Origin of the sequence: Pantoea sp., assembly GCF_028283705.1 — a bacterium.
In the GTDB taxonomy this organism is placed as follows: domain Bacteria; phylum Pseudomonadota; class Gammaproteobacteria; order Enterobacterales; family Enterobacteriaceae; genus Pantoea.
Window position 1 is genome coordinate 62,114 of record NZ_JAPWKD010000012.1, and the last position, 20,538, is coordinate 82,651.

20 protein-coding genes are annotated in these 20,538 nt (G+C 54.2%); 10 read left to right on the plus strand and 10 right to left on the minus strand.

The window, feature by feature from the left end; genetic code table 11:
• The first annotated feature begins 47 nt into the window (after positions 1 to 47).
• Complete coding sequence (gene nhaB / locus PW844_RS10780; RefSeq protein ID WP_299451269.1) at positions 48 to 1,571, plus strand: sodium/proton antiporter NhaB; 1,524 nt, start codon at positions 48 to 50, stop codon at positions 1,569 to 1,571.
• A 120-nt stretch (positions 1,572 to 1,691) separates the two neighbouring features.
• Entirely contained in the window at positions 1,692 to 2,222 is a 531-nt protein-coding gene (dsbB, locus tag PW844_RS10785) for a disulfide bond formation protein DsbB (RefSeq protein WP_208715330.1), read from the plus strand.
• Positions 2,223 to 2,260: 38 nt separating this feature from the next.
• On the opposite strand, the gene PW844_RS10790 is transcribed toward dsbB, so the two are convergent.
• The 3 genes from PW844_RS10790 to PW844_RS10800 all read right to left on the minus strand — a co-directional run bounded on the left by PW844_RS10790 (position 2,261) and on the right by PW844_RS10800 (position 3,968).
• A complete protein-coding gene (locus PW844_RS10790; protein WP_299451276.1) occupies positions 2,261 to 2,707 on the minus strand; it encodes a YcgN family cysteine cluster protein in 447 nt (148 codons plus the stop codon).
• 65 nt (positions 2,708 to 2,772) lie between these two features.
• Entirely contained in the window at positions 2,773 to 3,432 is a 660-nt protein-coding gene (locus PW844_RS10795; protein WP_084875262.1) for a fumarylacetoacetate hydrolase family protein, read from the minus strand.
• Between the two features lie 260 nt (positions 3,433 to 3,692).
• A complete protein-coding gene (locus PW844_RS10800; RefSeq protein ID WP_299451282.1) occupies positions 3,693 to 3,968 on the minus strand; it encodes a YcgL domain-containing protein in 276 nt (91 codons plus the stop codon).
• Between the two features lie 153 nt (positions 3,969 to 4,121).
• Between PW844_RS10800 and minC the strand changes: the two genes are divergently transcribed.
• From minC to minE, 3 genes are read left to right on the plus strand one after another with little or no spacing between them, the layout of a single operon-like run.
• Complete coding sequence (gene minC, locus PW844_RS10805; protein ID WP_299451283.1) at positions 4,122 to 4,832, plus strand: septum site-determining protein MinC; 711 nt, start codon at positions 4,122 to 4,124, stop codon at positions 4,830 to 4,832.
• 33 nt (positions 4,833 to 4,865) lie between these two features.
• Complete coding sequence (minD, locus tag PW844_RS10810; protein ID WP_299451286.1) at positions 4,866 to 5,678, plus strand: septum site-determining protein MinD; 813 nt, start codon at positions 4,866 to 4,868, stop codon at positions 5,676 to 5,678.
• A 3-nt stretch (positions 5,679 to 5,681) separates the two neighbouring features.
• Positions 5,682 to 5,951, plus strand: a complete 270-nt coding sequence (gene minE, locus PW844_RS10815; protein WP_013509389.1) for a cell division topological specificity factor MinE — start codon at positions 5,682 to 5,684, stop codon at positions 5,949 to 5,951.
• Positions 5,952 to 6,005: 54 nt separating this feature from the next.
• On the opposite strand, the gene rnd is transcribed toward minE, so the two are convergent.
• From rnd to PW844_RS10840, 5 genes are all read right to left on the minus strand, one after another.
• Positions 6,006 to 7,127, minus strand: coding sequence for a ribonuclease D (rnd, locus tag PW844_RS10820; protein WP_299451288.1), 1,122 nt, complete (start codon positions 7,125 to 7,127; stop codon positions 6,006 to 6,008).
• Positions 7,128 to 7,225: 98 nt separating this feature from the next.
• Positions 7,226 to 8,902 carry a long-chain-fatty-acid--CoA ligase FadD gene (fadD, locus tag PW844_RS10825; protein ID WP_299451291.1) on the minus strand — a complete coding sequence of 559 codons (1,677 nt, stop codon included), beginning with the start codon at positions 8,900 to 8,902 and terminating at the stop codon, positions 7,226 to 7,228.
• 209 nt (positions 8,903 to 9,111) lie between these two features.
• On the minus strand, positions 9,112 to 9,705 hold the full coding sequence (locus tag PW844_RS10830) for a Slp family lipoprotein (protein ID WP_299451293.1): 594 nt from the start codon (positions 9,703 to 9,705) through the stop codon (positions 9,112 to 9,114).
• 60 nt (positions 9,706 to 9,765) lie between these two features.
• Positions 9,766 to 10,464, minus strand: coding sequence for a tRNA (adenosine(37)-N6)-threonylcarbamoyltransferase complex dimerization subunit type 1 TsaB (tsaB, locus tag PW844_RS10835; RefSeq protein WP_299451295.1), 699 nt, complete (start codon positions 10,462 to 10,464; stop codon positions 9,766 to 9,768).
• 53 nt (positions 10,465 to 10,517) lie between these two features.
• Complete coding sequence (locus PW844_RS10840; protein ID WP_299451296.1) at positions 10,518 to 12,428, minus strand: ATP-dependent DNA helicase; 1,911 nt, start codon at positions 12,426 to 12,428, stop codon at positions 10,518 to 10,520.
• A 124-nt stretch (positions 12,429 to 12,552) separates the two neighbouring features.
• Here PW844_RS10840 and PW844_RS10845 point away from each other — a divergent pair, with 124 nt between their 5' ends.
• A complete protein-coding gene (locus tag PW844_RS10845; RefSeq protein WP_021183012.1) occupies positions 12,553 to 12,897 on the plus strand; it encodes a RidA family protein in 345 nt (114 codons plus the stop codon).
• 13 nt (positions 12,898 to 12,910) lie between these two features.
• On the opposite strand, the gene PW844_RS10850 is transcribed toward PW844_RS10845, so the two are convergent.
• Entirely contained in the window at positions 12,911 to 13,096 is a 186-nt protein-coding gene (locus tag PW844_RS10850; protein WP_299451302.1) for a YoaH family protein, read from the minus strand.
• Between the two features lie 111 nt (positions 13,097 to 13,207).
• Between PW844_RS10850 and pabB the strand changes: the two genes are divergently transcribed.
• From pabB to PW844_RS10870, 4 genes are all read left to right on the plus strand, one after another.
• A complete protein-coding gene (gene pabB, locus PW844_RS10855) occupies positions 13,208 to 14,566 on the plus strand; it encodes an aminodeoxychorismate synthase component 1 (protein WP_299451304.1) in 1,359 nt (452 codons plus the stop codon).
• A 1-nt stretch (position 14,567) separates the two neighbouring features.
• Positions 14,568 to 15,146 carry a CoA pyrophosphatase gene (locus tag PW844_RS10860; RefSeq protein ID WP_299451306.1) on the plus strand — a complete coding sequence of 193 codons (579 nt, stop codon included), beginning with the start codon at positions 14,568 to 14,570 and terminating at the stop codon, positions 15,144 to 15,146.
• Positions 15,147 to 15,340: 194 nt separating this feature from the next.
• Positions 15,341 to 16,705 (plus strand): L-serine ammonia-lyase, encoded by a 1,365-nt coding sequence (locus tag PW844_RS10865; RefSeq protein WP_299451309.1) that lies wholly within the window; start codon positions 15,341 to 15,343, stop codon positions 16,703 to 16,705.
• Between the two features lie 242 nt (positions 16,706 to 16,947).
• Positions 16,948 to 18,510: an EAL domain-containing protein gene (locus tag PW844_RS10870; protein WP_299451312.1), complete on the plus strand. Its 1,563-nt coding sequence runs from the start codon at positions 16,948 to 16,950 to the stop codon at positions 18,508 to 18,510.
• A gap of 29 nt (positions 18,511 to 18,539) precedes the next feature.
• Here PW844_RS10870 and PW844_RS10875 read toward each other — a convergent pair whose 3' ends face one another.
• Positions 18,540 to 20,102 (minus strand): TerC family protein, encoded by a 1,563-nt coding sequence (locus tag PW844_RS10875; RefSeq protein WP_299451314.1) that lies wholly within the window; start codon positions 20,100 to 20,102, stop codon positions 18,540 to 18,542.
• Between the last annotated feature and the right edge of the window lie 436 nt (positions 20,103 to 20,538).

Sequence of the window (20,538 nt, forward strand, 5' to 3'; positions counted from 1 at the left end):
GCGCTGCCGCAAATTTCAACATCAAAGATTTACCTCAGGGAGAGTCGATGGAACTCAGCTATGCGCAGGCATTCAGGCGCAATTTTCTTGGGCAGTCGCCCGAATGGTACAAACTTACCCTCATTGCTTTTCTGGTGATCAATCCGCTGATTTTCCTGTTTATCAGCCCGTTTTTTGCAGGCTGGTTACTGGTGGCGGAATTTATTTTTACCCTTGGCATGGCGTTAAAATGCCATCCTCTGTTACCCGGTGGTTTGCTGGCCATTGAAGCGATTGCCATCGGTATGACCACTGCCGATCAGGTGAAAGCCGAGCTGGCGGGGAATATTGAAGTGTTACTGCTGCTGATTTTTATGGTGGCAGGCATCTTCTTTATGAAACAACTACTGTTGTTCGTTTTCACCCGAATATTGCTGTCGATACGTAGCAAGGTGCTACTCGGGTTGACCTTCTGTCTCGCCGCCGCATTTCTCTCAGCCTTTCTCGATGCGCTGACCGTGCTGGCTGTGGTCATCAGCGTAGCGATGGGTTTTTACGAGATTTATCACCGTGTAGCGTCCGCTAATTCTGGCCAGCATGATGAAGCGCGCGCAACGCTGGAAAAATTCCGTGCTTTTTTGCGCAGCCTGATGATGCAGGCTGGTGTGGGTACCGCCCTCGGTGGGGTGATGACGATGGTAGGTGAGCCACAGAATCTGATCATTGCCCACGCAGCAGGCTGGAACTTCAGCGAGTTCTTCCTGCGTATGGCACCGGTCACCGTTCCCGTGCTGCTGTGCGGTATTGCCACCAGCATGCTGGTGGAGCGTTTCCGCTTATTTGGCTACGGTGAAACGTTGCCGGATGCGGTTCGTACCATTTTGCTAGACAGCGATCGCCAGGCCAGTGCACAGCGCACCCGACAGGAAACTCTAAAACTCGGGGTACAGGCGCTGATTGGCGTCTGGCTGATTATCGCGCTGGCTTTTCATCTGGCGGAAGTGGGACTTATCGGCCTTTCGGTGATTATCCTTGCCACGTCACTCTGCGGCGTCACCGATGAACACGCGTTGGGTCAGGCGTTTACCGAAGCCCTGCCCTTTACTGCGTTGCTGGCGGTTTTCTTTGCCATTGTGGCCGTGATCATTGAACAACAGCTGTTCCAGCCATTGATCCATTTTGTATTACAGGCCGACCCGGCATCCCAGCTCAGTTGGTTTTATGTGTTTAATGGCCTGCTGTCGTCGATTTCCGATAACGTTTTCGTCGGTTCTGTGTATATCAATGAAGCGAAACATGCCTTCCAGAGCGGCGTCATTGACCTGCGTCAGTTTGAATTACTGGCTGTCGCGACTAACACCGGAACGAATCTGCCTTCTGTGGCGACGCCTAACGGGCAGGCGGCATTTCTGTTTCTGCTCACCTCGGCTCTTGCTCCGCTGATCCGCCTTTCTTATGGTCGCATGGTGTGGATGGCTTTACCCTTTACCCTGGTGCTGTCACTGGTTGGTTTTTTCTGCATTAATGAGTGGCTGGTGCCTGTGACAGATTATTTCATGCAACAGGGTTGGCTTAGCGCCGCACAACTCTGAGGTTTTTTGGCCTGGATCAGGATAAGTCATTTTTCTACATGATTTTTTCCCGCGTCCAGGCTGGCACGCACGCGCTTTTGGTTTACACTGCGATGCATTAACGACTACAGGAACAGCACTATGTTGCGATATTTGAACCAATGTTCGCGGGGACGCGGAGCCTGGTTATTGTTGGCACTGACGGCACTGGCTCTTGAACTGACTGCACTCTTTTTCCAGCACGTAATGGGGCTACAACCCTGCGTCATGTGCATTTATGAACGTTGCGCGCTGTTTGGCGTGATGGGCGCGGGTATTGTCGGTGCCATCGCACCGAAAACGCCGCTGCGCTGGGTGGCGTTGCTGATCTGGCTTTACAGTGCGATTGAGGGGTTAAGACTCTCCTGGGAGCACACCATGATCCAGCTGCACCCGAATCCGTTTGTCACCTGTGATTTTGCCGCACGTTTCCCGAGCTGGCTGCCACTGGATAAATGGTTACCGGCCGTATTTGTGGCGCATGGTGACTGTTCTGAGCTGGGCTGGACTTTCCTTACCTGGAGTATGCCGCAGTGGCTGATCGTGACTTTCGGTGCCTATCTGCTGGTTGCCGTGCTGGTGCTGATTGCTCAGCCGTTTAAAGCCAAACGCCGCGATTTGTTTGGTCGCTAAACAACATAAAACAGGCAGCCTGCGCTGCCTGTTTTTTCTCAGCCATGGCGATCAGGCCGATCAATAATATGTTCTTCCCAGTCTCTCACTTCGCTCTCACGCACCGCGATAAACCGCACTGAAATGCGCTGCGCATGCATCGCTTTCTTCGAACCCGCAATCAGCGGATGCCAGGCGGGCAAGGCTTTCCCTTCCCCCAGTAAGCGATACGCACAGGTACGCGGCAGCCAGTTGAAGGTGGTGAGATTTTCCCGCGTCAGCTTGATACAGTCTTCTTCATACTCGAACCGCCGTTCGTAGTTACGGCACTGGCAGGTTTTGATATTGAGCTGGTTACAGGCCACGTTAGTGAAGTAAATTTCATCGGTGTCCGCATCCTGCAGTTTATTCAGGCAGCACTGACCACAGCCGTCGCACAGCGATTCCCACTCGGCGTCGTTCATTTGGTCAAGGCGTTTTGTCTGCCAGAAAGGCTGTTCGGTCATGGTGGCGGTCCGGATTAACGTAAAGACCGCACCTTATACAAGGTTCAGGTGCGGCGATGCAAGTTTTACAGTACGCGAGTGGTAATACCGTGGCCAGCGAGGGAGATTTCCAGCTTATCGCCGGAACGCATTGGTCCCACCCCTTCCGGGGTACCGGTGAGCACCACGTCGCCTGCACGCAGGGTAAAATACTGGCTCATGTAGGCAATCAGCGGCAGAATTTTGTGGATCATGTCAGCGGTGGTGCCATGCTGGCGCACTTCACCGTTCACCACCAGCTTTAACTCCGTGTTCTGCGGATCGCCACTGAATTCAGAGACCGGGATAAAACCAGACAGCGGACAGGAGTTGTCAAAACCTTTGGATTTCTCCCACGGACGGCCTGTTTTCTTCAGACCGGCCTGCACATCACGCAGCGTCAGGTCCAGTGCCACACCATAACCGGCAATAGCTTTCGCCACATGTTCTTCGCTCGCCTGCTTCAGCGTCGCGCCGATCAGCACGGCCAGTTCAACTTCATGATGCACTTCACCAAAATTGCCCGGAATGGACAGCGGCTGACGCAGATCGCACAGTGCGGTTTCCGGTTTGATAAACACCACCGGCTCGTCAGGCGTTGCACTTCCCATCTCCTTGATATGATTAGCATAGTTGCTGCCAACACAGACCACTTTGCTGGCCGGATAATCCAACAGAGCGCCCTGCCAGTTACGATGCTGATACATGCTATTCCCCTGCTTTGATTTGAGTATGACGCCAGTTGAGCTGGCGCGTTGTGTCTGCTTCAGTGCCGGAACGCGGCAGGCTGAGGGTCAATATATTAAGCTGCTTTGTGGCTAAGGAGTGTGCGTAAATTGTCAAAAGACGTTAATCGATATCGCCATGGGTGGTTGATATTGCCTGCAATTAAGGGTTAGCCACAGGCAAATAAATAAAGCGACCACGCTGATGATTAAATCTGGATATATTTACAGATGAATCCGAATTAATCTTTTTTGTTTTGCTGAAGATGTATGTTCAACAGACTTTCCGGCGGCGGTGGCAATTGTAAATAATAGCCCTGATCGCTCAATGCCTGCTTAACTTTATTGATATCTGCACCCGCCAGTTTGTCGCGTTTTTCCAGCGACAGCACCATAGATAGCTGGGGTTTGCCGAAGCCACGGAGCAATTCTTCTGGCACACGAGAAAAATCGTCTTTTTTTTCAACATAAAGATAAGTCTGGTCACGCTGCGGGCTTCTGTAGATCACACAAAACATATTTTTTACTCGAATTAACTGATGGCGTCACTTGCCTGAATATAGCAGTAACTATAACATGCTTGCTGAACTTCGAATATTGACCGCAGGGTGTTAATGACGATTTTATCGGCGTTCATCTAACGGTAGTGAAAACAGGACGAGTCAGGACAGATGTCGCAAACGCCAATCGAATTCAAGGGAAGCAGTTTTACCCTATCAGTCGTTCATCTGCACCATTCGCAACCTGAGGTGATTCGTCAGGCGTTGCAGGACAAAATCGACCAGGCGCCCGGCTTTCTGAAAAATGCACCGGTGGTGCTGAATGTGTCGGCATTGAACGGCGACATCAACTGGAAGCAGATGCAGCAAGCCATCAGTGCAACCGGGCTGCGCATCGTTGGTGTCAGCGGTTGTAAAGACGATGCGCTGAAAAAGATGATTGCGCGTGCCGGATTGCCGGTGCTGTCTGAGGGGAGCGATCGCAAAAAGCGCAATGATGCGCCAGCGGTTGTTCCCGAGCCAGCCCCCGCCCCCGTGGTGGCGGAGACCGTTAATAAAACCCGCATCATTAATACGCCAGTCCGTTCTGGCCAGCAAATCTACGCCCGCAATGCTGATTTGATTGTCACCAGCAGCGTTAGCGCCGGTGCCGAGCTGGTTGCCGATGGCAACATCCATATTTACGGCATGATGCGCGGTCGCGCCCTGGCAGGTGCCAGCGGCGATCGTGACTGCCAGATTTTTTGCACCAACCTCGCCGCAGAGTTGGTCTCCATTGCCGGGGAGTACTGGATCATGGATCAGATTCCGGCTGAGTTTTTTGGTAAAGCTGCGCGTTTATGCCTCAAAGAGGGCGCGCTCACCATTCAGACACTTAATTAGGCCCCTTTTCTTTCGTTAAGGAAATCAACATTTATGGCACGCATCATTGTAGTTACATCCGGTAAAGGGGGCGTTGGCAAGACCACGTCAAGCGCGGCCATCGCCACTGGACTCGCGCAAAAAGGCAAAAAAACCGTGGTGATCGATTTTGATATCGGTCTGCGTAACCTCGACCTGATCATGGGCTGTGAACGTCGTGTTGTTTACGACTTCGTCAATGTTATTCAGGACGATGCCACACTGAACCAGGCGCTGATTAAAGATAAGCGCACTGAGCAACTGTATATTCTGCCAGCGTCACAAACCCGCGACAAAGACGCCCTGACCCGTGAAGGCGTTGAAAAAGTGCTTAACGACCTGGCGACGATGGAATTCGATTTCATCGTCTGCGACTCACCTGCCGGTATCGAAACAGGTGCGTTGATGGCGCTGTATTTTGCAGATGAAGCCATCATCACCACCAACCCGGAAGTGTCCTCGGTACGTGACTCTGACCGTATTCTCGGCATCATTTCGTCCAAATCCCGTCGTGCGGAAAATAGCCAGGAAGCGGTGAAAGAACACCTGCTGCTGACCCGTTACAATCCGGGCCGCGTGAGCCGTGGTGATATGCTGAGCATGGAAGACGTGCTGGACATCCTGCGTATCCCGCTGGTCGGAGTGATCCCTGAAGATCAATCGGTATTACGCGCTTCCAACCAGGGCGAACCCGTGATCCTCGATACCACCTCAGATGCCGGTAAAGCCTATGCTGATACCGTAGACCGCCTGCTTGGCGAAGAACGCCCCTTCCGCTTTATTGAAGAAGAGAAGAAGGGTTTCCTGAAACGCCTGTTCGGGGGATAACCAATGGCATTACTCGATTTCTTTTTATCCCGTAAGAAGAACACAGCCAACATAGCCAAGGAAAGGCTGCAGATTATTGTGGCTGAACGCAGAAGGGGCGACAGTGAGCCCCACTATCTGCCGCAGCTCAAGCGCGACATTCTGGAAGTGATTTGCAAATATGTGAAAATTGATCCGGATATGGTAACCGTTCAGCTGGATCAGAAAGGGGATGATATCTCGATTCTGGAGCTGAACGTTACGCTACCGGAGACGGAAGAAGTCACCAAATGACGCCAGCGGTTTCCTGATTTTCCCCTGCGCAGTTTGCAGGGGAAAAAATCGCGCTTACAGGGTTTGCAGAATCTCGTCGATGCGCGCTTTCAGCAAATCGCCGCGCCAACCTGTGAGCAATTCCGGGGTGCGCGATGCGGTTTTCAATCCCCAGTACACACTCAGCACCTGATTGATCTGGCGGCGTGAAGCCAGCAATTCCTGACTAAACCCGGTTTCCTCGCTTACCTGCTGCACCAGCGCTTTAATCGCTTTGAATGTCTGTTTGTATTGCGGATGGTCGATCAGATTGCCCAGCGGTTGCGGCAGCGTGGCCTCATCCTGCGCCTGTGCTTCGGCGACCAGTGCCACCATCGCTTTACCGTGGAAGCGAATCTCATGACCGTTCAGGCCGAGATGGTCCAGCTCACCCAGGCTGCCCGGCATAAAACGCGCCACTTTCCACAGATTCTCTTCGCGCACCACAAAGTTAACCGCCATATCTTTCTGACGTGCGGTGTTAAGACGCCAGGCGGCCAGACGCTGCAATGCCGCCAGCTGACGCGGGCGCAGCTGCCAGGCATTGGTGATATCACGCCACGCCTCATTGGGAGCCTGCACATCAAGGCGGCGCTGGCACAGGTTTTCGCATTCGCTACGAGCCGCCGCCATGTTACCCGCCGCTTCAGTTTGCGCCAGCAACTGATGGGCGATGGGCAGCAAATAGGCTACATCGGCTGCGGCATATTCACACTGCCGCTCCGTCAGCGGGCGAGCCAGCCAGTCAGTACGCGCCTCACTTTTATCCAGCTCGATTTGGTCGAAATGCATCACCATCGCCGCAAAACCCCATGACAACGGCTGACCAGCAAATGCCGCCAGAATCTGGGTATCAATCATCGGGTCCGGCAGGCAGTCAAAACGATGCAGGAACACTTCCAGGTCTTCACCACCCGCATGCAGGAATTTCGTGACCCGGGTATCACGCAGCAGGTCGATAAACGGCGTCCAGTCACTGATGTTGAGGGGATCGATCAGGACCAATTGCTCGCTATCAAACAGCTGGATCAGGCCCAGCTGCGGATAGTAAGTACGGGTGCGGACAAATTCGGTATCCAGCGCCACGGCAGCATGCTGGCGTGCTTTGTCGCACACCGCAGCCAGTTGGTCATTTTGGTCGATCAGGGAATAATTCACGTTATGTTTTCGCCGCGACTAACTGCGCGCAGCGCTCCATGTTAAAAGCAATAAAAACGCCGGACATTGCCGGCGTTAACCATTGAGCGAGGTACGCACTACTGCCCTTCCCGCTTCACCTCATCACGCAATTCACGACGTAAGATCTTGCCCACATTGGTTTTAGGCAGCTCGTCACGAAACTCGATAATCTTCGGCACCTTGTAGCCGGTAAGCTGACGCCGACAGTGATCCAACACTTCTTCTTTGGTCAGGCTGGGATCTTTCTTCACGATGCAGACTTTCACCGCTTCACCGGAAAGATCGCTCGGGACACCAATCGCTGCAGCCTCGCGCACCTTCGCGTGCTGCATCAGCACATCTTCGATTTCGTTAGGATACACATTAAATCCCGACACCAGAATCATGTCTTTTTTACGATCAACGATGCGGATAAAGCCTTCGCTGTCCACGGTAACAATATCACCGGTATGCAGCCAGCCATTTTTCAGCACTTCTTCCGTGGCTTCCGGACGTTGCCAGTAGCCGATCATCACCTGCGGACCGCGAATGCAAAGTTCGCCGGGTTCGCCAGGTGCCACATCATTATCCTGTTCATCCACGATGCGCACATCGGTGGAGGGTACCGGTAAACCGATGCTACCGGTGTGGCAGGTAATGTCATACGGATTGACCGACACCAGCGGCGAGCATTCCGTCAGACCATAACCTTCCAGCAAATAGTGACCGGTCAGTTTTTCCCAGCGTTCAGCCACCGCCTTCTGCACCGCCATTCCCCCACCCGCAGACATACGCAGGGTAGAGAAATCCAGCTTATTAAAGTTGGCATCGTTCAGCAGCGCATTGAACAACGTATTCACGCCGGTAATCGCGGTAAACGGGAACTTCGCCAGCTCTCTGACAAAGCCCGGAATATCTCGCGGATTGGTAATCAGCAGGTTCTGCCCACCAAGGTCGAGGAACAGCAGGCAATTCACCGTCAGAGCAAAGATATGGTACAGCGGCAGTGCTGTGACGACGCATTCCTGCCCCGGACGCAGCAGTTTGCCATACGTCGCCTTAGCCTGTTCGAGGTTGGCCTGCATGTTGCCGTGTGTCAGCATCGCGCCTTTCGCCACCCCGGTAGTCCCACCGGTATATTGCAAAAACGCCAGATCATCATTGGTGACATCGGGACGTTGGTAACTCAGCTGTTCACCCTGCTGTAACGCCTGACGAAACGGCACCGCGCCCGGCAGATGGTATTTCGGCACCAGTTTTTTCACGTAGCGGACGATAAAGTTGACCAGTGTGCCTTTGATCGGGGCCAGTTGATCGCCCATGCGCGTCAGCATCACATGTTTAACCTGCGTCTCTGCGACCACTTTTTCCAGCGTGTGAGCAAAGTTCGACACGATAACAATCGCGCAGGCTCCGCTGTCATTAAGCTGATGCTTCAACTCGCGCGGCGTATACAGCGGGTTAACATTAACCACCACCATCCCGGCGCGTAACACACCAAACAGCGCCACCGGATATTGCAGCAGGTTCGGCATCATCAGAGCCACCCGATCGCCAGCTTTCAGCTTCAATCCATGTTGCAACCAGGCGGCAAAGGCGCGGCTTTGCTGCTCCAGCTGGCGATAGGTCATGGGCTGCCCCATGTTAACGAAAGCGACCTGATCGGCATATTGCGTTGCCGCATGCTCAAAAAGATCGATTAACGATGTATAGCGGTCAGCAGTAATTTCCGCTGGTACATCTGGCGGATAGCGTTTCAGCCAAACCTTAGTCAAAGATTCACCCCGAGATTCTTGTTGCTTAGCCATCGCCGCCTCTGCCATCAGTGTTATTAACAATATTTTAACTGATTGTACCAGTTTGCCGGGTTCGACCTGTTCAGGTTGCGAGGCTCATCACTAAATTTCGCGCTTCGGTTGCGTGCGCAATAAAAAAGCCCGGTCGCGAGCGCCGCGATCGGGCCGTAAACAACTGAAATAAAATATTATTCAGTCAGAATGGTTTGTACCTGTGCCGGACCGCTACTGTACATGCCCCAGTAAGGGTTAGGTCCCCAGTATCCTGGGTGATGGCGCGTAGGTCCGTAAAATATCCACGGATCGATGGGCTGTGGTGGCGTCATCACTTGCTGGGTTAAATGCCAGCGCTGATAGCCTTTCACATCAATCACCACAAAATTATAGCTGGCCTGGCCTACGGTGCCTTTTTCGCTACCTTTGATGTTGCCCAGCACCGTGACGTACTGATTATTAACATCGGTCGGATCGACAAATCCGTGGATGTCGGCAAAAATACGGCCAACCGATGCCGAGCCAAGACGCGGACGCCCGCTGTCATCCAGCGGCTGAGTGGCGATTTCCAGACGCGTCAGACCATTCAGATTGGTGACGTTCACCACTTTACCGCCAAAACGTGATTCCTGGCCAACGTAAAGCTGCGGCGCATTCATCACCCGTAATAAATCTTGCTGTGGAAGCGGAGAACTCCCTTTAATGGAATCCGGCACCGAAACACAACCGCTGAGCAACAGCGCGCAGGCTAACAGAGCGCCAGACATCCCTTTACGACTGATTGGCATAAAAGCCTCCTGTTATTTCTCAGATTAGACTGAAAGCGCAGCGATAAGTTGCGTGTTGGCTTAACGTCCCGGCAACTTTTTCCAGGCCACTTCATTGCGCAGATAGACCGGCTCGGCATGTTCCACGGCGACCGTTTCCCCTCGCTGCCAGGCCGCTACGGCCAGCGGCAGCATATCTTCGGCCGCCGGTAAGGTGATTGTGCTGGACAGCAATTGTGCGCCTGACGAGGTGAGCAATTGCGGCCAGGCCTGCCAGCCGGTACCGACGGTAGTCCATTCGCCGTTCAGGCTTTGGATACGTGCCTGGGCCGCTTCTGGCGACAACACCGCTTCGGTCTCTGCACCCTGCCATTCGCCATTGGCATCACGCTGATACTCTGCCCAGTAGACTTCGCCCATACGCGCATCAATCGCCGCCAGTACGCGCGTCGCGCCATTTTTACGCCATGCGCCCTGCGCCATCGTGGCTAAGGAGGAAACGCCAATCATCGGCAGATTCGCCCCCAGCGCCAGTCCCTGAGCAATGCCAATGCCAATACGTACGCCGGTAAAGCTGCCTGGTCCACGCCCAAAGGCCAGCGCGTCAAGCGCGGTCAGTTCCAGCTGCTGCGCCTGCAACAGCTCCTGCACCAGCGGCAGAATGCGCTGCGTGTGGTCACGCGGGGCGATTTCGAAACGGGCATCGATGTGCTGTTGATTCAGCAGAGCGGCAGAACAGGCTTCTGTCGCCGTGTCCAGGGCTAAAATTCGGGCGGACATAACAACCTCGGGAGATTCAAAATGGCGCGCATCTTACCACAGCCTGGCACAAATTAGTGACTCTCCTGCTCGCGGGCGAAGCGGATGGCGCGGTCAAGATCGCGGGTACGTGGCGTGGGAGGCAAACTATTGAGGAACAGCGCACCATAAGGACGCGATACCAGACGCTGGTCGCAAATCACCAGCACGCCGCGGTCGTCGGTATCACGGATTAAACGTCCCACCCCTTGCTTCAGGGTGATGACCGCATCCGGCAGCTGGACATCGTTAAACGGATCGCCGCCGCGGATACGGCAATCTTCCATGCGCGCCTTGAGCAGCGGGTCTTCCGGCGAGGTAAACGGCAGCTTATCAATGATCACCAATGACAGCGCGTCCCCCCGCACATCCACCCCTTCCCAGAAACTACTGGTGGCCACCAGCAAGGCATTGCCCGCTTCAATAAACTGCTTCAGCAGCTGCCCTTTGCTGGTTTCGCCCTGCAACAGCACCGGTAGCGTCATGGAGGCACGAAATTCTGCTGCCAGCTCACGCATCATCATGTGTGAGGTACAGAGGAAAAAACAACGTCCCTTGTTGGCGTCGATCAGCGGTTTCATCATACGCGCCAGCTGACGGGCACCTCCAGGACGGTTCGGCTCCGGTAAGTTGCGCGGCACGCACAGCAAGGCCTGACGGGCATAATCGAACGGACTGTTGAGGATCAGCGTTTTCGCTTTATCGACCCCCAGCCGGCTGGAGAAATGGCTCATCTGTTCATTGACCGCCAACGTAGCTGAGGTGAACACCCAAGCGGCTTTCCGATTATCCATCACTTCCCGGAAGCGTTCCGCCACCGAAAGCGGCGTCAGCGCCAGGATGAAATGTCGGCTGGAGCATTCATACCAATAACTGAACCCCGGTTCGTCGATGGCGCGCAGACGTTTCAGGCGTGTTCGATAGAGGGCGGCACGCTCAAAGGCGGCATCCAGCAACGCGGAGCGTCCCAGCGATAATTTGATCACGTCATAACAAAGCTCCAGCGCATCATCCAGCAAAGTCAGCATGCGCATCACGTTGTTATCGTTCAGCAGATCGCGCAGATTGCCACGGAAGCCTGGGTCCCCGAGCGTCAGGCGGAAATCCTGGGTGCATTGCGCCAACCGATCGGCGGATTTCTGTAGCTGCTGCACATCACGCACTTCGGTACGGTAGGCAATGATGATGTCTTTGACTAAATCGAGCAGCTGACGACTGGAGAGTTGCTGGCCAAAATACTGGCTGGCGATATCTGGCAGCTGGTGCGCTTCGTCAAAAATCATCACTTCCGCTTCCGGGATCAATTCCGCAAAGCCGCTCTCCTTGACCACTAAATCGGCGAGGAAAAGATGATGGTTGACCACCACTACGTCCGCATCCATGGCCCGTTTACGCGCTTTCACCACAAAGCAATCTTTATACAGCGGACAATCACTGCCGAGGCAATTGTCGTTGGTGCTGGTGACGTAAGGCCACACTGGGCTGTCTTCGGCGACACCGATACAGCTGCTGATATCACCGTCAACGGTTTCTGATGACCAGCCGCGCAGGGTAATCAGATCGCCCAGCGCCTGGACACTAAGGTCGCCACCGGTTTGCGTTTGCTGCTCCATCCGCTCAAGACAAAGATAGTTGGAGCGGCCTTTCAGCAGCGCGGTTTTGCCTTTAAATTTCAGGGCACGGGCAATGGTGGGCAGATCGCGGTTATACAGCTGATCCTGCAGGGCTTTCGAGCCAGTGGAGATAATCACTTTTTTGTCAGCGCGCAGCGCGGGGGCGAGATAAGCGTAGGTTTTCCCGGTACCGGTGCCGGCTTCGACCACTAACTCCCCACCGGTTTTCACCGCCTCAGCGACCGCCTGCGCCATCTCGCGCTGCGCTTCACGCGGTTTAAAGCCAGGGATCGCCAGCGCCAGCGCACCGTCAGCTGCAAAATCGTCTGCCACACATCCTCACCGATAACTCAAAAAGTACTGTAATTATGTCAGGATTCCACTCATGCGACCACAACAGATGACAGCACACCAGCCGATGTGTCAGGCTAGCAGCGCGAAAATTAAGGAGAAAATCATGACTATTACGCGTATCGATCCGGAACACCGCATGTCCGAAGCCGTTATTCACAACCAGACCGTGTATTACACCAGTGTACCGGAAAACCTTGATGAGGATGCGGAAGCGCAGACGGCCAATGCGCTGGCGGTGATTGACGCGATTCTCACCCGCGTCGGTTCCGACAAAAGCAAAATCCTCGACGCCACCATTTTCCTCGTCGACAAAGCCGACTTCCCGGCGATGAACCGTGCCTGGGATGCCTGGGTGTCACCGGGCAACGCACCGGTGCGCTGCACTGTACAGGCTGGTCTGATGAACCCGAAATATAAAGTCGAAATCAAGATCATCGCCGCGTTATAACGCGTTTCGGGCGTCAGGCGTCGTCTTCGTCGTCTTCAAAACGCGCCCGAATCTGCTCACCCTGGTGGCTCTGGCGAATTTCATGCGCCACCTGAGCAATCGCCTGACCACTGGCCATACCGCCCGCCATCAGTTCCTGAATACGCTCGACAGCCTGTTGTTGCTGTTCGTGAGATAATGCCGGAAGACCTGAAAACATAACTCGCTCCTGGGAAAAAGGGGACGCATTATTCCATGCGGAACAAACAGGTGCCAGCAGCAAAAAAATATGTCAGGCTAACGCCCTTGTTGCTGTTATCTGATTTGTCTCATGATCGTAAAAACCCTCGCTCTGAATTATACGCCGGATACGCTGCCGCAGCTTTTTTCCTCCCTTGCTCATCAGCCATGGGCGATGTTGCTGACTTCAGGTCATGCCGATCATGCGGATAACCGTTTCGATATCATGACCGCCGATCCGCGCGTAACCCTGGTGACCCGCGGCCCAGCGACAGAAATTACCAAGCAGGATACCACGCTCAGTTCAACCGACGATCCGCTCACGCTGGTACAACGCTACTGTGATGCCCTCGGTGTTCAGCCCGCTTTTACGGCAGACTTGCCGTTCCAGGGCGGTGCGATAGGTTTATTCGGTTACGATCTGGGTCGCCGTTTCGAACACCTGCCACAGCTGGCGCAACAGGATCTCAACACGCCGGATATGGCGGTGGGCATTTATGACTGGGCGTTGATTGCCGATCATCATCAGCAAAAATTGACACTGGTCGCGCTTGGTGATCCTGAGGCACGCTGGCAGTGGTTACAGGCACAAACCGCCCCTGCGGTTCAGCCCTTTGCCCTCACCAGTGACTGGCAATCCAACCTGAGTTTTGACGAGTATGCTCAGCGCTTTGCTGCCGTGCAGGCATATATCCAGGCGGGTGACTGCTACCAGGTGAATCTGGCCCAGCGTTTTCAGGCCAGTTATCGCGGCGATGAATGGCAGGCGTTTCAGCGCCTGAATGAAACGAATCGCGCACCGTTCAGCGCCTTTTTGCGCCTGCCGAAAAGTGCCATTCTCAGCCTGTCCCCGGAGCGTTTTCTTTCTCTGCAACAACGGGTGATTGAGACCCGGCCGATCAAAGGGACCCGCCCGCGTATGGCCGACCCGCTGGCCGATCGTCAACAGGCGCAGGAACTGGCCGACGCAGAGAAAGATCGCGCCGAGAACCTGATGATTGTTGATCTGCTGCGTAATGATATTGGTCGTGTCGCCGAACCGGGCAGCGTTAGCGTGCCGGAACTGTTTGTGGTGGAGCCTTTCCCCGCCGTGCATCATTTGGTCAGCACGGTACGCGCGCAGTTACCGGCGACGCTTGCCGCCACCGACCTGTTACGCGCCTGTTTTCCGGGCGGTTCCATCACCGGCGCACCGAAAATCCGTGCGATGGAGATCATTGAAGAACTCGAACCTCACCGCCGCAATGCCTGGTGTGGCAGTATTGGGTACCTCAGCCTGTGTGGCCGTATGGATACCAGCATCACCATTCGCACGCTGATTGCCGAAGATCAGCAGTTATACTGTGCAGCGGGCGGTGGACTGGTGGCTGATAGTGTCGTCACGGCGGAGTATCAGGAAACGCTGCACAAAGTGAATCGTATTCTGCCCAGCCTGCAGGAGCCATTTTAAGATGAACGGAGCACTGACCCTCGATCAATTCCTGAGCCGTTTTGTGCTGCAACCCCCGGTTGCTGCGCCAAAAAGTGTGATCAACGGCCGACGCGCTGCGGTGCTGGTACCGTTGATTGACGCCGCCGAGCCGGGGTTGTTGCTGACACGTCGATCCACACATCTGCGTAAACATGCCGGTCAGGTGGCTTTCCCCGGCGGCATGCAGGATGCCAGCGATGATTCACTGATCCACACCGCCCTGCGTGAGGCGCAGGAAGAGGTGGGGATTCAACCTGACCAGGTGCAGGTGGTCGGCGTTTTGCCTGCCGTCACCAGCAGCACCGGGTTCGCGGTGACGCCAGTGGTAGGCATTATTCCCGCCGGGCTGCCGCTCATCATCAACGCCGACGAAGTCGAAAGTGCCTTTGCCATGCCGCTGGCCGAAGCTTTGCGCCTCAGTCGCTACAGCGACCTGACACTGCGCCGGGGCCACCGGCAGCATCAGGTGTGGCTCTCCTGGTACGAAGATTATTTTATCTGGGGCATGACCGCTGGCATTATTCGCGCACTCGGTCAGCAAATCGCCCTTCCCGTCTGATTTTCCTCTCTGGCATGGCAGCTTGCCATCCTGTCATTTGCTGTTTTTTTCGCCGACAACGGATAACTATTTCTGTGCTGTATAATTAGTTTATTTCATGCGAAAAGCTGATCCTGTTGCAGCACCTGCGATTACTATTAGCCGCATAAAACGGCCTGCGCCGTACTAAATAAGATTTGTGAGGAGTGTCACCGGTGATTAGTGTTTTTGACATGTTCAAAGTGGGCATCGGCCCATCCAGTTCGCATACCGTCGGCCCGATGAAAGCGGGTAAACAATTTGTCGATCTGCTGGCCGAACAGGGTAAGTTGCAGGATGTCACGCGCGTTGCGGTCGATGTCTATGGTTCCCTGTCACTCACCGGTAAAGGTCACCATACCGATATCGCCATCATTATGGGTCTGGCCGGTGCTGAACCCGCTACTGTGGATATCGATGGCATTCCGGCATTTATTCAGGATGTCGAACAGCGTGAGCGTCTGCTGCTGGCGAACGGCGCACAAGAGGTTGATTTCCCACGTGAAGGCGGCATGGTGTTTCGTAGCGAAAATCTTTCTTTGCACGAAAATGGCCTGACGCTATATGCCTTTGCCGGCGACCTGCTGATTCTCAGCAAAACCTATTATTCCATCGGCGGGGGTTTTATCGTCGATGAAGAACATTTTGGCCAACCAGTGCTGGATCAGGTCTCGGTTCCCTGGCCGTTTCACTCCGCCAAAGAGTTACTGAGCCACTGCCGCGAGAGTGGTTTGTCTCTGTCTGGCCTGGTGATGAAAAATGAGCTGGCGCTGCACAGCCGTGAGGAAATCTACAGCTACTTCGCTAACGTCTGGCAAACCATGCAGGCATGTATCGATCGTGGCCTGAATACCGAAGGCGTGCTGCCGGGTCCGTTGCGGGTGCCGCGTCGTGCGGCATCACTGCGCCGTCTGCTGGTCTCCTCGACCAAACATTCCAATGACCCAATGAATGTTATCGACTGGGTCAATATGTTTGCGCTGGCGGTAAATGAAGAGAATGCCGCTGGTGGCCGCGTCGTTACCGCCCCCACCAACGGTGCCTGCGGCATCGTGCCTGCGGTGCTGGCCTACTACGATCATTTTATTGAAAACGTCACGCCGGATATTTATATCCGCTACTTCCTTGCCTCCGGTGCCATTGGCATACTGTATAAAATGAATGCGTCGATTTCCGGTGCCGAAGTGGGTTGTCAGGGGGAAGTGGGCGTGGCCTGCTCGATGGCTGCAGCCGGTCTGGCGGAGCTGCTGGGGGCCAGCCCGGAGCAGGTCTGCGTCGCTGCCGAAATCGGCATGGAGCATAACCTGGGTCTGACCTGTGACCCGGTAGCGGGCCAGGTTCAGGTGCCCTGCATTGAGCGTAATGCCATTGCCTCAGTCAAAGCCATCAACTCCGCCCGTATGGCGCTGCGTCGTACCAGCGAACCGCGCGTTTCGCTCGATAAGGTGATCGAAACCATGTACGAGACCGGCAAAGATATGAACGCCAAATATCGTGAAACCTCACGCGGCGGCCTCGCCATTAAGGTGCAATGCGACTGATTCCTCTCTGATACGGCAGCTTGCTTCGGTGCGCAAAAAAACACCGATTGAACTTTTTTATGCATCTGCTGCTACCTCCGCCTGGTTAAACCAGATAGAGTGATTTACGCGCGGCCCTCGTTGGCCGCGCTGCTTTTTCAGTACCGCTTTTTTTCCTGAGCCGTGCTAAACCTGGCCGCCGCTATGCCGATAACTTATACGTTACTTTGGCTTTAATCCTGGTCCTTGCAAGGTGGTTACTGATGCTCATAGCCCAGCAATTTGTTGGTCAATTTCGCCGTAAGCGTTTGCTTATTGCGTTAGTGATCGCCGCGCTGGTATTAATTCTTACGCTGACTTTTCGTTATATCGAAGAGAAGTCACGTATTGAGCAGCAGTCACTGGATTTTGCGTCACGCGCCATAGAACGTTTTGATCGCATGTTTTCACCGCTGGATGTCTCCGCCAATAACACCCTGGGATTGGTTGGCGTACCCTGTCCGGAAGTGCGTTTCCCACTGATTGAAAAAATCGCCGCGCTGCAAACAGTGCGTTCAATACAACTGGTGCAGAACGACACCCTGTATTGTTCCAGCATTTATGGTCCGAGTAATATTTCTTTCAGCCAGACTTACCCCGAACTGGCGATTAATAATCAACGCATGATGTTAACCACCGATGATTACCTGTTAAAAGGTTCTCCGGTGCTATTGCTGTGGACACCTAAATCGCTGGATAATCGCGAAGGTCTGCTTCAGATGATTAATATCGAGCTGATGACCAATTATCTGCTGGAACCACAGTTGCCATGGGTGGAACGCGCCATTTTCAACGTTGGCGGCCAAAGCCTGGAGTATGGCAATCCGCTGATCGAACCGACCGTCCCCTCCGATGATGAAGTAGCCTACGATCAGGCATCCCTGCGTTATCCCTATACCATTACCCTCTATGGCCCCTCGCCCGCCCGTCTGGCGCTGAGTACCATGCCCTCGCAGTTACCGCTGGCGGTGCTGCTGAGCCTGTTGATGGGTTACATTGTCTGGCTGGCGACCGCTAACCGCATGAGTCTTAGCTGGCAAATTAGCTATGGCATCACGGCCAATGAATTTATGGTCTACTGTCAGCCGCTGATTAATGCCAAAAGCGGCGAATGTGATGGTATCGAATTGCTGCTGCGCTGGCATAATCCGCGCCAGGGCTGGATCGCGCCCGATGTATTTATTCCACTCGCTGAACGACAAAATTTAATTGCCCCGCTAACGCGTTTTGTCATCGCTAAAGTGGTGGATGAACTCCCGAACCTGCCGCGTTGCCCCTCCTTCCATATTGCGATTAACGTCGCCGCCAGCCATTTCCACGATCGGGCGATCGTCGAGGATTTGCAGCGCATCTGGTGGCCGGCCAATCCACTGCCGGGCCTGGTGGTGGAATTGACCGAGCGCGATGCTTTACCCATCATTGATCAGTCGGTGGTGGCCCAATTGCATGAGATTGGTGTCAGGCTGGCGATTGATGATTTCGGCACCGGACACAGCTCGCTGGCCTATCTGAAAGACCTGAAGCCGGATGTGCTGAAGATCGATAAGATCTTTACCGCAGCCATCGGTACTGACGCAATCAACGCCACCGTGACTGATATGGTGATTTCACTGGCACAGCGTCTGAATATCGCCCTGGTGGCGGAGGGCGTGGAGACGGCGGAACAGGCGCATTATCTGCGCGAACGTGGTGTGGATCATTTGCAGGGGTATTTCTATGCCCGTCCAATGCCGATTGAAGATTTCCCCGACTGGCTGGAACAACATCAGGCGCAATTGAGTGCATAAAAAACGGCACCCGCGGGTGCCGTTTAGCATTATGCTTCTTCTTCCTCATCGTGCGGTCGATCGCGGGTCACACGAACCAGGTCCACCCGATAATCTGTCGCTTCGATAATCTGGAAATGCAACGGGGGGAGATTAATCACCTCACCCGGCACCGGCAGTTGGCCTTTCTGATCGATCAACAGACCCGCCAGTGACGCGTGGTCATCTTCTGCTTTCACCAGCTCATGATAATCCAGCAGCTGTTGCAGGGAGTGCAAATCGGTGCCCCCTTTCACCAGCCAGCCATCACCATCGACGATAATGTCCGGAGTTTCATCTTCGTCAGGGAATTCACCGGCAATCGCTTCCAGCACGTCAAGCGGGGTAATCAAACCCTGCACCACGCCGAATTCGTTAGTGACGATCACGAAGCTGCCTTTGGCACGACGCAGCACGCCTAACAGGTTGATCGGGTCCAGCGTTTCCGGCACTACAATCGGCGGCGTATTGGCGGCGAAAGTCGCCACATCCATGCCGTGCTCCAGCGCGACCAGCAACTCTTTGGCGCGTACTACACCGATGATCTCATCCAGCTCACCACGGCATACCGGGAACAGGCTGTGCGGCGTATCCAGCAATTGAATGCGAATTTCGTCCAGCGGACGTTCCACATCTACCCACGAGATTTCACCACGTGGCGTCATGATGCTGCGAATCGAACGCTGTGCCAGCGTCAGCACGCCGTTGATCATATAACGCTCTTCATCTTTAAAGGCTTCCTGCGGCAATGCCTCCACCAGCGCTGACTCTTCCGTGTTGACGGCTTGCTTACGCTGACGTCCACCCATCAGACGCAAAATCGCTTCTGCGGTACGTTCACGCATCGGACGATGCGCCTGATGACGAATAAAGTTACGACGCGCAATCTGGTTAAACAGCTCAATCAGAATCGAGAAGCCAATCGCGGCATACAGGTAACCTTTCGGAATATGGAAACCAAAACCTTCAGCCATCAGCGACAGACCGATCATCAACAGGAAGCTGAGACACAGCACCACCACGGTGGGATGCGCGTTAACAAAACGTGTCAACGGTTTCGAGGCCAAAAGCATGACACCCATGGCGATCACTACCGCCGTCATCATCACCGGCAGATGGTTCACCATCCCCACAGCAGTGATCACCGCATCCAGTGAGAACACCGCGTCAAGCACCACAATCTGCGTCACCACTGCCCAGAAGCTGGCATAGCTGCGGTTGCCCTGATGCTCCAGATGGCGGTTTTCCAGTCGCTCGTGTAGTTCCATCGTGGCCTTGAACAACAGGAATATACCACCCACCAGCAGAATTAAATCGCGCCCGGAAAAGCTGAAATCGCCTACGCTGAATAGGGGTCGCGTCAATGTCACCATCCAGGAGATGAGTGACAGCAGGCCAAGTCGCATAACCAGAGCCAGCGACAGACCGATCAGACGCGCTTTATCGCGCTGCTTTGGCGGCAGTTTGTCCGCCAGAATGGCGATAAAAACCAGGTTATCGATGCCGAGAACAATCTCCAGCACGATGAGCGTCAGCAAACCCGCCCAGATTGAGGGGTCGAAGAGAAATTCCATCAATGACTCCTTACCAGGGGAATGCGTACACGTGAGCCGGTCTGCGCAATAAAGCGAGACAGCAGATCGTTAACGGTTTGGATAACGCCGGAAGGCGTGAAAGCATGCGCCAGCTGGCGCGGAGAACGTGTGAAGCGACGTCGGTGACGGTCCATAAAGGTGAGCTAAAGCCCGGTACTCCTGAGGAATAAACAGAACGTTAATGTATCAGTTACATTTCTGGCGTCAAAAAATTTTCTTACATTTACAAACAGTAACAGCCTGAAAGGAGGAGAGATAAAAGCACAAATTAACCCCGTTACGCTCTCAATAACTGACAAACATCACATAAATTATTTTTTCACTCACTAAAATAAATCGCGACCTTATCGCTGTGCAGCGGAAAGTTTTGGCTTATTAATTGATGCTTTTCTTCATCTTAGCCCGAAACGATCCA

Coding starts and splice junctions, on each gene's coding strand:
- tsaB (WP_299451295.1), bottom strand. CDS start 10,464: ATGTCCGCCCGAATTTTAGCCCTGGACACGGCGACAGAAGCCTGTTCT.
- pabB (WP_299451304.1), top strand. CDS start 13,208: ATGATCGTAAAAACCCTCGCTCTGAATTATACGCCGGATACGCTGCCG.
- PW844_RS10875 (WP_299451314.1), bottom strand. CDS start 20,102: ATGGAATTTCTCTTCGACCCCTCAATCTGGGCGGGTTTGCTGACGCTC.
- dsbB (WP_208715330.1), top strand. CDS start 1,692: ATGTTGCGATATTTGAACCAATGTTCGCGGGGACGCGGAGCCTGGTTA.
- PW844_RS10795 (WP_084875262.1), bottom strand. CDS start 3,432: ATGTATCAGCATCGTAACTGGCAGGGCGCTCTGTTGGATTATCCGGCC.
- PW844_RS10870 (WP_299451312.1), top strand. CDS start 16,948: ATGCTCATAGCCCAGCAATTTGTTGGTCAATTTCGCCGTAAGCGTTTG.
- nhaB (WP_299451269.1), top strand. CDS start 48: ATGGAACTCAGCTATGCGCAGGCATTCAGGCGCAATTTTCTTGGGCAG.
- PW844_RS10790 (WP_299451276.1), bottom strand. CDS start 2,707: ATGACCGAACAGCCTTTCTGGCAGACAAAACGCCTTGACCAAATGAAC.
- PW844_RS10860 (WP_299451306.1), top strand. CDS start 14,568: ATGAACGGAGCACTGACCCTCGATCAATTCCTGAGCCGTTTTGTGCTG.
- PW844_RS10800 (WP_299451282.1), bottom strand. CDS start 3,968: ATGTTTTGTGTGATCTACAGAAGCCCGCAGCGTGACCAGACTTATCTT.
- PW844_RS10830 (WP_299451293.1), bottom strand. CDS start 9,705: ATGCCAATCAGTCGTAAAGGGATGTCTGGCGCTCTGTTAGCCTGCGCG.
- minC (WP_299451283.1), top strand. CDS start 4,122: ATGTCGCAAACGCCAATCGAATTCAAGGGAAGCAGTTTTACCCTATCA.
- minD (WP_299451286.1), top strand. CDS start 4,866: ATGGCACGCATCATTGTAGTTACATCCGGTAAAGGGGGCGTTGGCAAG.
- PW844_RS10845 (WP_021183012.1), top strand. CDS start 12,553: ATGACTATTACGCGTATCGATCCGGAACACCGCATGTCCGAAGCCGTT.
- minE (WP_013509389.1), top strand. CDS start 5,682: ATGGCATTACTCGATTTCTTTTTATCCCGTAAGAAGAACACAGCCAAC.
- PW844_RS10850 (WP_299451302.1), bottom strand. CDS start 13,096: ATGTTTTCAGGTCTTCCGGCATTATCTCACGAACAGCAACAACAGGCT.